Below are 12366 nucleotides of genomic sequence, written 5' to 3'. Positions count from 1 at the left end.
TGATTTTGCAAAGAATTTAATTCCACGTTTTGCTCAATTTTTAAAAGTGATAAAAATTCTAAATTAGCGAGTTTTTATTTTTTAAATTTTTAAGCAGAAAACATAATTAAAAACAGGAACATTTCAGGCTGCAGCTCCAAAGTTTTTGCTAACGGTCTTGTATAAGATTAGTTGCGTGTTTCAAGCAACTAATTTAGTAAATACAAACAGAATAGAAAATCCGCGAGGATTTTCGTAAGTAGGTTTGCACTAGCAATTAATTTTATACGGTGTTGTACATAGTATTTTTTAGGATTCTTTATTTTGTTTTGTCCAAATCCAACTTTCAATGTATGAAAACAGGATTTTTGTTATTCCAATCATTCCATTTATTGCTTCAATTCTCAAATTGTCATTTATATTGATGTCTTTTTTACTTATACTTAATTCAATAATATTTTCTTTACTATCAATTAGTTTTGTTGCTGCAAAAAAATGCTTATCACTTAAGTGTATGAAACCTGATGTTTCCTTATAAACATTTTTTACCCAACGAAATTCTTCATTCATTTTATTTCTCAAATACCAGTCTTTTAGATAGTTTCCTTCTCTATCTTTAATTTTGTCCATTTGCTTTCCTTTAATAATTTCGGTCGCAAATGTATGAGGGTTTTCAACTAACCAAGCACCAGAAAAACGAAGTATATTATCTAAATGGCACCTAACAAGATGACAAGCAGAAATATAATTTTCGTTTCTAATTAAAGTAGTAAAGCCAAAAATTAGTTTTAAACTTCGATCCAGAACAGCATTAGCTAAAAGGTCAATAGGAAAGGTTTTATTTTTGTGCATTTCCTTTCCTAGTGAGATAATTTTTGATTCTAGTTTTTCTAGTTCTTTTAATTTTTTATCAACCTCTTGGTCCATCTCTAATATTGTGTACAACGTGTTTGTATATGGTTTGTTGCGTGGTTTAGCACGTAATTTAGCAAATAAAAACCGAATAGAAAATCCGCGAGGATTTTCGTAAGTAGGCTAGAACTAGCAATAAATTATATACGGTGTTGTAGCCAGTATTTTTTCCTTAAGCTACTTAATTTAACTTTGTTTTTACACTTATTATTTTCAAAGTCAGAATAGAATTCGTCTTGAAATAATTTCAGATTGTCCCAATTCGAAAAACTCTGATAATCTTTATTTGAAAAATAATCTTTATTAACTTTTAATTGTCCAATTTTTTCAAATTCCGTTTCCGATTTTTTGAAATGTTGAGCATAATACCAACTAATTTGTTCCTTTGGTTTATACTCTTTGTTTATTTGTTGTTCAAGTCTAAATAATAGTTTTGCGTTTTCGAAATCTTTTTCATTTGGTTTTTCTGATTGTTTAATATCAGTTACAACAATTAAATTCAGTCCGAATTCCGTTTCCTTTTCTGATTCTAAAACAAAAACTCCACAATAATCTCCATCATTTAATTTAAAAGCCAAACAATCGCCTTTTTCAAAAATTGCATTTCGTGATTTTTTCACCTTTCGTTTTCGAGATGTCTTTTTTTCGGTCGATATTTTCTCTAAAAAACTATCTAAAACTTTTTTCCTTTTAGTCAAATCAGATGTTGAAGCGTCAAGTTCTTTCCACAATTCAATATCTTTTCCAGATTCGACAATATCTTTAATTCGATTAAGAACTTTTGGGTCAAGTGATTTACATTCCCATTGAGATTTAGCGATAGTTATCCAAAAATTATTTTGGTCTTCGTGAGAATCAATCAGTTCCTTATTTTCCTTAATTAACTTTTCGGTAATCGCAGAGACTTCCATTCCTTGATTATATAATTCAAAGAATTCATAGTTAATATCTTCGTAAATATCATTTGAAGAAATTCCTGTTCCCCAAGTTCCCATAGGCGTTTCTTATATTGGCTACAACGTGTTTGTGCATGATTTCGTTAAGGAAAAGAGCGCAGCACTTTTCCGAATTTGAACGAAAGATAGTAAAAAAGCGAGGAATTTCCGCAAGGAAATTCTACCTTAATGAATTATGCGCGTTGTTGGGTTTTCGTTTTATATGTTTTTAGTTTTTTTCCGCTGTTTTTGTTTTAATTCCGTTTCAATTAATATTTTAGAAAACTTTTCACGCAAAGAGTTTAATTCCGCGGTTTTGATTCTCACGCTCTGATATTAAATTCTATTTTTCAATATTTCTGAGGTTTTTCCAAAAATAGAAATCATAGAATTAAGCTTTAAAAACTCTTATTTTTCCGTTGTTAATTTTTCCGCAATAATTCTCAACTGGAATTTTTCCGTTTGTAAAAATGATTCTTAAAAACCGAGAATTTTCAAAATATTTTTTTTGACGTTTTTCTGAGATTAATATAATTAAAAGCTGAAATTTTTCAAGCTGATTTTTATGTAACGAACAATATTTCAATAGAACTTTTTCGAAAATTTTTCCACCATTTAAAAATTTACTTTAAATACTAAAAACATTGATTTATAAAATTTTTTCGTTAATGAAACCCAACGGTTTTGTGTATGATTAGTGGCGTGTTTAAGCACCTAATTTAGCAAATAAAAACCGAATAGAAAATCCGCGAGGATTTTCGTAAGTAGGCTTGATCTAGCCATTAATTATACACGTTGTTAGCCACTGGTATTAATATATTGTTCTGCAATTTTCCCCACTGTTTTATGATGTCTCTCCCAACAGTTATAAACTTCTAAAGCCCATTCTTTAATCATTTCTTTATATTCCTCTTCATTCTTAGATTTTTTAACAACGTCAGTTATTGATAATAATCCTCTCTCAAGAGGTTTTGGAGGAGTAAGATGTTCATCTAGGTGTAATTTCTTGTATATGTTTAGTGATTTGCTGAGTTTGAGAGTCGATTGATGTGTCCACTTTATCTTATATTTGAATATCAGATGTAATCTTGTAAGATGAAGGTGATTATTCCATCTTCCGTGAATTTCTGAATGCTGTAAAGTATGAGCGTCAACACTTAGGAATTTATAAATTAGGTTATTAAAATCTAGAAAATCAATTTGATATTCAAATCCTTGATTAGAAATGTCAACACAATTTTTTATACCTTCTTCTACGTCTGCACCACAAAATTGACACTTTCCTTTTTCAATAAGTACAACTCCATTTTTTTTTGCGTTATCTGTATAATCTTGCATTTTTATTTAGATAAATAATTTTCACAATATTCTTTGATTTTTTTCATATTGTTGGTTTTGTATTGCTCCCACACAGAAAAACACCATTCTTTGATTAGTTTGTCACGATTCGATTTGTTATTCAAAACATCAATTATGGTAATATTTCCTCTTTCAGAAGGAAGTTTAATTTCAGGTAAAAAATCTTTATGATTAGATAATAAAGTATGTGCTCTTTGAATTTCTCGTCCTGTATAATTTTTTTCAATTAAAAGATAGAGACCTACTAATGAAAAAACTAAACTAATTCTCTTGGTGTTTTCATTTGCGGTTTGAGCTGTAAAAGCATCCACAACTAACTGATGAATGAAATAAACAGAATCAGGGTGGGGTAATGTATAAAATGATAACTCGTTAAAATGTTCGTTGTTTTTTATCACTTTTATAGTATTCGGTTTTACTTGTGGCTAACGTGTTTGTGTATGATTTGTGGCGTTTTCAAGCACCTAATTTAGTAAATAAAAACCGTATAGAAAATCCGCGAGGATTTTCGTAAGTAGGCTAGAACCAGCCATTAATTATACACGGTGTTGTACCACGTTTTTATTTCGGTTTGTTTAAATATTTTTTCATAATCCAACCTGTTTGCGGTAAATTATCTTCAGGATTAAAATAGCTTACATAAACCCATTTATGATGAACTTGTATTAATATGACTTCAAATCCTAAAGGTAATTTAGTTAATTTAGAAGTTCTTTTTTTAGGTTTTAGTTTAACTAAACATTCTCTATTTGTTATTCTGAATTCTTTTACTTCTTTTAATTGTTTGCTAATTTCTTTAATGAAATAAATGGACGAATCTTGTTTTATATTTAGGGATTTAATATCTTCTTTTGTCGCAAGATTCGGTTTCTCTTTTAGAAAATCATAATATTGATGAAATCCAGCAAAACGTAAGAAAATATCAATTATTAATAATGAGAATACTCCTAATGTCTTATGTTTTTTTATAAATACAAAAACAAGGTCTAAAAGAACTTGAAATTCACGTTTTTGTTCTTCGGTTAATTTTCTGTCTAATTTTTCTGCGAACTCTATTGTCTGCTCTGTAACTTCCTCAAAGTCGTCAATTAAATTCCATCTTTCTTGTTGAGAAGCAATTGTTGCGATTTGAGCAGAAATACCTTTTAAAGCAAAATTCAAACTGTTAATTTGAGCAAAAGCAGATGAATGAGTTTTCATTAGTTCCGCTATTGGTTTGAAACTATTTAAATATTGCTCTTGATGCTTTGTAATAGATGCAAAAGCTTGAATCGTAGTTTTTGGGATTAAATTGTTTTGTGGGAAATTATAAGATTTGAATATTTTGTTTATGGCATCTAAACCTGGATAACTTAATTTAGAAGCCATATTTAAATCGCTTAATTGTTTCATTACTCTTTCTTGGGATTTTAGCATTTTAGAAATTTGAGGATTTATTTCTAAAGATTTACTTATTTTTTTTTCCCAATCAAAGGGTTTTATTATGTCATTTAATTCATTCATTTATTCAATTCTCAGGTTGTTTTCAAACTCGCTCGTAAATGTGGTACAACGTGTTTGTGTATGATTAGTGGCGTGTTTAAGCATCTAATTTAGCAAATAAAAACCGAATAGAAAATCCGCGAGGATTTTCGTAAGTAGGCGAGAACTAGCCATTAATTATACACGTTGTTAGCCATAGTTATTCTATTTTCGCCATTGGGATTGCACAAATTTGTTTCGTAATATGACTTGTCATTAAATAGAAAAATTGATTCGGACAAGAAATTATTGCTTCGTTAATTAAAGGTTGAAATTTCCCTTTTAAAATCTTTTCATTCAGAGTTGGTCTATATCTTGCAATTGTTCCAATATAATACGCAAAACCTAAAAATGAACTTAATCTGTGTAATCTATATGGTTCAAGGTCTAAATAATATCTATAACCTTGTCTTGTCAACATTGGTGTGATATTTAAAGTGTTTATATCTTGAATTATTTTTTTATAACACATTACCCAACTTCTGTTTGAACCTTTAGTGTAAGCAGTTGAGTATTTTGACCTGAAATGTTTTCTTTTAGAGTCATTTTCAATATCTAATTCAGTAAGTTTTTGTTTACAAATTCCTTTAGTTAATTTGTCAACTTTCATTTGTTTATCAAACTTTTTCTCATAAGATACTGTATAAAATAGCCTATTTCTATTTTTGTTTGTTCTGATTTTTATTTCAACTGGTAAAAATTTCCTTTTTTTAGGGAACAAATCTAACGCATATCCAATTTCGTGTACTTCTGGTAATTCCCAAATTAAATCAATAAAGTTTAAATCGACACCATCTCCATTTTTGATTTCTTTTCCTAAAACTTTCGCAAATTCGTGAAAAATTGAAATTCCACCTCCATTTGGATTTGCTAGTTTCAATTTGTTGGTAGAAGTTGCTGGTAAAGATAATCCGTGATGCTCAACTTTCGTTTCTAAATCATATCCCTCAATTAGAAGATAAACTTTTACCAAATTAATAAAGGAATAATATAATAAAGTACCTTTTGAAGGCATTTTGGCTTGTAAAGAAGAGTTGTAAAAATCTCGTGATAATTGAGTGAAATATCTTGCTTTTACTAACTTATTTTTTACTTTATATTTATCTCTTTTTATTGAATTGTGCCAACTGTCAATATATGCTTCTAAATAACCTAAAGGGTCAGATGTTAAACTAAAAGGTGCTCCAGCCTGATTTTTGAAAGGAAAATATTTCACAGATTTATATTCTCTCAATGCTATTTCTCCAATGTCTTCTAATTTCATAGCGATTTTCCTTAATTATGGCTAACGGTTTGTATATGAAAAGTAGCAGAATAAATTAACTTTTATTTTCAGTTTGTAAATAAAAATAGTAGAAAAGCACCACACTTTTGGTGTGACACTTAACTGCTATGTTTTATATACGTGGTTGTGGTTTGTATTTTTAATTTCTATTTTGATAAATTAATCAATTACATATTCTTAATCTATAATCATTTCGTCTTGTAAGTGTGTCTTTATAACAATTGAATCGAGAGGTTTTATTGTTAATTTATTTATAACAAAATCTTTTTTACTTACATAAATTGCAGATATTTTATGATTACCAACCCCTAATTTAAATACTGTTCCCTTTAAATATACATTGTTAATTATAATTGTAGACGGCAATAATAACTTTTTGTCAATATTATCATATGTTTTTATATTTATGCCTGTAAAATAATCTTTTGATTTATATTTCTCTATTTTATAATGTTTAGTATCATTTAGGGTGTTTTTTTTAGCTTTACAAGAAAAAATATTGAATAAAATTAGTATTAGAATTATTTTAAGAAGGGCATTTGTCACCTTTGGCATTTCTATTAGCAAGTCTTTCATTTGTTATTATTCTTTGAATTTCTGTTTTATTAGGTAATACTTGGTATGCAGTTGAGCTTTCTAATCCTGCCCAAGATAAAGCCTCATAATAGCCAATATCTTGTTGATGGTTATCATACACTGACAAGGAATAAGCTAAAGATTCAACATATTGACTTATAAATTGATGATGAGTTAAATTACCTGCTTTGGTTGGATATTTTATCTTATAATAGTCATAATATTTATTTAAAAGATTAGTCAAGGTAGATCCAGGGTTTTCTCTAACAGTATAATTAATAAATGCATGAAAACTTTCATGTATGATTGTTTTTGCGATAAATAATTGAGTAGCATCTTTTACTAAATCAGTATCTAAACTAATATTAAATCCAATTGTGTTACCATTGACTCCAGAACCAAGATAATTTAATTGTTTAATATCAAAAGTTAAGATATACTTTTTAGAATGGTCAAATAAATCTAATACCATTTGAGATAAATGAGTAGTTCCTCCATTATTAATTAAAGTAGTTCCTTGTAAATCAGGAACTAAAGAATTGTGATTACTTTTCAGTTTTAAAGAATTTATAATTTTAGTTGTGCAAGGGTTTTTAGTGTTGTCGATTATTTTATCATCTACAGGATTAGGATTGTTACTGTAGCTAGAACCACCACCGTTATTGATGTTTCCGTCAGAGGTATCACTTGGGTTACCTCCAGGATTAAAATTACCAGAACTCCCATAATCTCCCATAAAGGTTAATAAAGCTGGGCCTTCACTTGAAGCAATAGTACCTAAGTCACATTCATCAAAAGAATAATAGCCTCCTTCATTAAGAGCTATATTTAAAATATCTTCTAAGGTTATTTCTCCATTACAACTACCTTGATAAAAAGTAAAGAAACCAGCTTGTTGTATGTTTTTGTTTAGAACGATTCTTTTTTTAGTTACTCCGCTTTCTATAATAAACCCCGTCATGAACTCATTATTCAAAGTATGGTAAAAAACAAGTCCTTTTTTTAATTTATTATCAACATATTGTTCTTTAATAACGGTTGTTTCAATTGCTTGTATAGGATATCCATTAACTTCCATGAAAAATAAACGAGTAGTTTCTATCGTTTGAACATTTGTTTTTATTTTTACATTAGTTAATAAAGCATTTGTGAAATTTAAAGAATCTTGTTTAATTGTTTCCCACAAAGGTTGGATATAAAACTCTTTACTCTGATTTTTACTTTGTGCTAGTTCTTTTTGATTATTTTTTTTAAAAGAGTTAAATAAAGATTTTGCGTCTTCAATAGAAATGGTGTTTAAAACATTTTCTTTTTTAATTATAGGAAGATTATCATCTTGACAATTCCAAAGTAATAAAGAAATTCCAATAAGGAAAATTCCTAGTTTAATAAAGTTTCTTTTTTTCTTTTTCATAATTATATAAATCTAAGGTTAATTATTTATTTTTAGTAAATAAGCTGTATTTTTTAGATACTCAATATTGTTTGTTTACGAGCGAAATATGAACCACAACGTTGTTGTATATGGTTTGTTGCGTGTTTCAAGCAACTAATTTAGTAAATAATTACCGACCAAGAAAGTCCGCGAGGACTTTCGTAAGTAGGCGAGAAGCTAGCAATGAATTATATACGGTGTTGTATTTAGTTATAATTCCAATTCAAACTGTTTTATTGTTTTTTTAGGATTAAAGTCAAGATGTTCAAATTTCCACCCTTGATTAGAAAGTTCACATTGACTCAAGCAAAAGCTATTATTCCATCTACTGTTTTGCATTCTTACATTACCTTTTCGGTATTTTTCAATTAAATCTTTCGTTTGTATACCTATTTTTCTGTGAATATCTTTAGTTTCAAAACCTAAATTACTTCTAAAAGCACCTATTAACAAATCTGTCAACTGTAAAAATTGGCAGTCAATATAACTTTGTGAATTAGCGTTATTGTGATTGCTATTTCTATCGTCAATTAAGTTTGTAGTATTTTCAATGTTACAATAATTTCTCAGTCCATTTAATCTGTCAATGATTCTTCTTTTATCTAACTTTCTGCCATAATGTTCGTGTCCATCAAAATGCATTTTTGTTATATTTATTTCATTTTCATTATTACCTAAAAAATGTATTCCTCCTTTTAATCCTATTCTAAAACTGGTTTCAATAAATGAACCATAGTCTGGATAATTTTCAACTTTTTTTAAATTGTTTTTTTCTCTAAATAGGATAAATTTAGTTCCAATATTAGGTATGATTTGTTTATATTCTTTAATTCCGTTATTGGTATGCATTAAATCTATTGGATACTTTAAGTTTTTGTTTTGAGAAATAAGTGATGCTATTCCAACATTTAAAAAACCTTCTGCACAATTTGTTATTTTGCCCTTTTTATTTTTAACTTTTTTTATTCCAATTTCATATGAGAATTTTGTGTTTTTTCTTACTGTACCTAATAATTCAAGAAGCTCTTTTTTTTTACTATTAGGAACTAATAAAATTCCATGCCAAAAACCATCGATTTTAGATTCATCATGATAAAGGGAGTAATCCATAGCGTTTTTTGTTAATTAAATACAACGTGTTTGTGCATGATTTGTTAAGGAAAAGAGCGCAGCACTTTTCCGAATTTGAACGAAAGATAATAAAAGTGCGAGGAAATTCCGCAAGGAAATTCCACCTTAATGAATTATGCACGTTGTTGCCTAACGTTGTGTTTCTTAGTTAAAGTTATTTAATATCCACTCCCAAAAATTAGCTAAATAGTGGAATCTATATTCTATTATTCCTAATAATGAGATTATAAAAATAACCCACCACGAAATATTTTTTAATGAAAAAATCGATATTCTTTTTTTTCTATTATTAGATGTTTTGTTTTCAAGGGAATTACTATTGTTTAGATTGAAGTTTCTTTCAGGAACAATTTTATATCTTCTTTTTTCTGACTCATATATGAATCCCTCATTTTCTAGGTCTCGTAATGCTTTAATTTCAATTGCAGATATTCCTTTAGTTAATACAAAAGTTCTTTCCTTTATTTTATTAAAAACTTTTTCTTTCGCCCATCTATCAAGCCCTTTGGCATTTGCTTCTATTCCATCTTGAGATAAATAATAAAAAGTTTCATCATTTTTTACCTCAGATTCAATTAATTTTAATCGTTGTAAGTTTTCAAAAGCTGGTTTAAATTCTATTGTGATTGGTAAGTCATACCTCAAACTCATAAAATCAGCTTTTTTTCTTTTTAATAGCTTTTTTAAAATGAGTTCTTCCATATCAATTTTTTTTTCAATTTGTAACTATTCGTAAATGTTTGGCAACGGTTTTGTGTTATGAAAAGTTGCGAGTTTTGTGAGCGGCAAATTTTCCGCAGGAAAAATTGACAAACGCAAAAGAGCAACAACTTTTGATTAAGCTAAAAATAAGCAATTTTTTATACACGTTGTTAGCAAATGCGTGTTTTTTTATGCTTTCCTATTTTTCTTTTGAAATATATTCCGCAAAGATTTTAATTCCGCCGTTTTTGATTTTCACGTTGTGATATTAAATTTCACTTTTTCAATATTTCTAAGATTTTTTCACAAATAGAATCATAGATTTTAGCAAGAGTTTTTAGTTACGTTTTGCTCCGTAATTATGTTTTTAAGTTTTATAGAATAAAATTTTCCTGCTTAAAATTTTTGCAATTAATTTAATTGACACTTTCTATTCCGCAATTTAATTTTTCCGGTTTTTGAATAAGTTTTCACGTTTAATATTTTTATAAAGATCTTATTTTGCGTTTTGCTATTCAATTTTTCCAACTTTATATAAAATTCTCAGATTTAATGATTTTGCAAAGAATTTAATTCCACGTTTTGCTCAATTTTTAAAAGAGATGAAAATTCTAAATTAGCGAGTTTTTATTTTTTAAATTTTTAAGCAGAAAACATAATTAAAAACAGGGACATTTCAGGCTGCGGCTCCAAAGTTTTTGCTAACGTGTTTGTGTAAGATTAGTTGCGTGTTTTAAGCACTAAAGTTAGCAATTAAAACACAGATAGAAAGTCCGCGAGGACTTTCGTAAATTGGCTAAAACCAGCAATTAATTTTACACGGTGTTAGCTGCCGGCATTTAATTCCCTTCGTTCAACCATTCTCACAGTTTTTTTAGTAGTATTCTTTCTTAAGTCAACATACTTTGCTTTAATTCCAGTAATATTCAATTCTGTAATATTAAATTTGTCTTGATTTACATTTCCTATTTCTAAATATACTTCAACTTTTTCTTTACGATTAAAATTCTTAATTATGAATTGACATTCATTTTTCCTTGTGTAAATTCGACCTTTAGGAATATTATTTCCAGCTTTTGAATAAGTCGTCCATTTCGCTACTACCGATTCAGATTCAAAAGAAAAAACAATTTTTATTTCTGCTATATCAATATTCGTAGTATTAACAATTTCAAACTTTTTTGAATGAAGATTATTATGTGTTGTATCTTCATAAGCAATAGGAAGTTTACTAATTACTTCATCTTCTAAATATCTACATTCAAGTTTTTGAATTTTATTTTTTTGCTTATCTACAAAATGTTTAAAAATTGCTCCTGCTAATCCTCCCGATAGGAAGGAAACTATTAGTTTCCAGTTCTCCATATCAGAAAAATTTTAGTTCAACATTCTCGTTTTTGAATTCATATGTTCCAAAACGAGCTTCTGCTTTTTCCTCATTACACCATTTCTCTATAACTTTATGTTGTGCTTTCGGTACAACTAAATACAAAGTAGAGCCGACTTGAGATAAAGGTTTCCATTTTTTAAAGAGAGTGTCTTTATTTACATAAGAAGGGATTACTATTTCAATAATAAAATCAACTTCGTCAGAATTTTTTTTAGTCATTATGATGTCAGGATATAAGTCATTGATTGCAAATTTCCTTTCTCCTAATCTGTCATTTTTAAACTTTTCGTGTTTTTCGGTTTTCAAACCTTCGAAAAGTCTATCTAGAACTTTCAAATATATTTCCTCTTCTTTCATTTAGTATTTTTGTTTTGCTTGCAGCTAACGAGTTTGTGTATGGTTTCGTTACGGAAAATAGCGCAGCAATTTTCCGAACTTAAACCAAAGATAGTAAAAGTGCGAGGATTTTCTGCAAGAAAATCCCCCGTAATGAACTATACACGTTGTTGGGTTTTCGTTATATTTGTTTACTATTTTAATTTTTATTGCTGAAATAATTTTTCCGCAATTATTTCCATAAAGAATTTAAATTCCGCAAACTTGGTAAATTCCGCGATTTATTCTCTTTTTTTAGTATTTAATTCTGTTTTTATTTTACTTTTCCGCAATTATTCATAAAGAATTTTAATTCCGCAAACTTGCTAAATTCCGTGATTTATTTTTTCTATTATATTCAATTCTATTTTATTCTTTCTGAGATTTTTCTAAAGTAAGAGCTTTGAAAATTTAACTCTAAATACTCCAACTTTTTACAGAACAATTCTCAACTGGAATTTTTCTAATTTTGAAAAATATTATTATAAAACTAAAATTATAAAATTATATTTTTTACGGTTTTCTGAGAAAAATTCCAATATGGTTTTCCTGTAATTTTTTCTACCATTTAAATTTAATTAAAAATCTAAAAGTTTGAATTTTTACGATTTTTTATTAATGAAACCCAACGTATTTGTGTATGGTTTCGTTACGGAAAAGAGCGCAGCAATTTTCCGTAACGAAACCAAAGATAATAAAAGTGCGAGGATTTTCTGCAAGAAAATCCCCCGTAATGAACTATACACGTTGTTGGGTTTTCGTTATA

Annotated in this window: 12 protein-coding genes; all 12 read right to left on the bottom strand. The window is 28.1% G+C overall.

Going from position 1 to position 12366, the window contains the following annotated elements:
• Nucleotides 1-288: 288 nt before the first annotated feature.
• Entirely contained in the window at nt 289-906 is a 618-nt protein-coding gene (locus ACN5J5_RS00935; protein WP_418645488.1) for a hypothetical protein, read from the bottom strand.
• Nucleotides 907-1031: 125 nt separating this feature from the next.
• Nucleotides 1032-1886: a hypothetical protein gene (locus tag ACN5J5_RS00930; RefSeq protein WP_418645487.1), complete on the bottom strand. Its 855-nt coding sequence runs from the start codon at nt 1884-1886 to the stop codon at nt 1032-1034.
• Nucleotides 1887-2624: 738 nt separating this feature from the next.
• Nucleotides 2625-3164 carry a DUF5946 family protein gene (locus ACN5J5_RS00925; protein ID WP_418645486.1) on the bottom strand — a complete coding sequence of 180 codons (540 nt, stop codon included), beginning with the start codon at nt 3162-3164 and terminating at the stop codon, nt 2625-2627.
• A 2-nt stretch (nt 3165-3166) separates the two neighbouring features.
• On the bottom strand, nt 3167-3583 hold the full coding sequence (locus ACN5J5_RS00920) for a DUF5946 family protein (RefSeq protein ID WP_418645485.1): 417 nt from the start codon (nt 3581-3583) through the stop codon (nt 3167-3169).
• 163 nt (nt 3584-3746) lie between these two features.
• Entirely contained in the window at nt 3747-4688 is a 942-nt protein-coding gene (locus ACN5J5_RS00915; RefSeq protein ID WP_418645484.1) for a hypothetical protein, read from the bottom strand.
• A gap of 178 nt (nt 4689-4866) precedes the next feature.
• On the bottom strand, nt 4867-5970 hold the full coding sequence (locus tag ACN5J5_RS00910) for a YaaC family protein (RefSeq protein ID WP_418645483.1): 1104 nt from the start codon (nt 5968-5970) through the stop codon (nt 4867-4869).
• A gap of 198 nt (nt 5971-6168) precedes the next feature.
• Nucleotides 6169-6567, bottom strand: coding sequence for a hypothetical protein (locus ACN5J5_RS00905; protein WP_418645482.1), 399 nt, complete (start codon nt 6565-6567; stop codon nt 6169-6171).
• Nucleotides 6518-7981 (bottom strand): hypothetical protein, encoded by a 1464-nt coding sequence (locus ACN5J5_RS00900; RefSeq protein ID WP_418645481.1) that lies wholly within the window; start codon nt 7979-7981, stop codon nt 6518-6520. Before ACN5J5_RS00900 ends, ACN5J5_RS00905 begins: the two co-directional genes overlap by 50 nt.
• A gap of 231 nt (nt 7982-8212) precedes the next feature.
• A complete protein-coding gene (locus ACN5J5_RS00895) occupies nt 8213-9112 on the bottom strand; it encodes a hypothetical protein (RefSeq protein WP_418645480.1) in 900 nt (299 codons plus the stop codon).
• Nucleotides 9113-9277: 165 nt separating this feature from the next.
• Nucleotides 9278-9835 (bottom strand): hypothetical protein, encoded by a 558-nt coding sequence (locus tag ACN5J5_RS00890; RefSeq protein ID WP_418645479.1) that lies wholly within the window; start codon nt 9833-9835, stop codon nt 9278-9280.
• 825 nt (nt 9836-10660) lie between these two features.
• Nucleotides 10661-11200 (bottom strand): hypothetical protein, encoded by a 540-nt coding sequence (locus ACN5J5_RS00885; protein ID WP_418645478.1) that lies wholly within the window; start codon nt 11198-11200, stop codon nt 10661-10663.
• A gap of 1 nt (nt 11201) precedes the next feature.
• Entirely contained in the window at nt 11202-11582 is a 381-nt protein-coding gene (locus ACN5J5_RS00880; RefSeq protein ID WP_418645477.1) for a hypothetical protein, read from the bottom strand.
• Nucleotides 11583-12366 lie beyond the last annotated feature (784 nt).

The organism is Tenacibaculum insulae (genome assembly GCF_964512435.1).
In the GTDB taxonomy this organism is placed as follows: domain Bacteria; phylum Bacteroidota; class Bacteroidia; order Flavobacteriales; family Flavobacteriaceae; genus Polaribacter; species Polaribacter insulae_A.
This window is presented reverse-complemented; position numbering and strand designations above follow the sequence as displayed.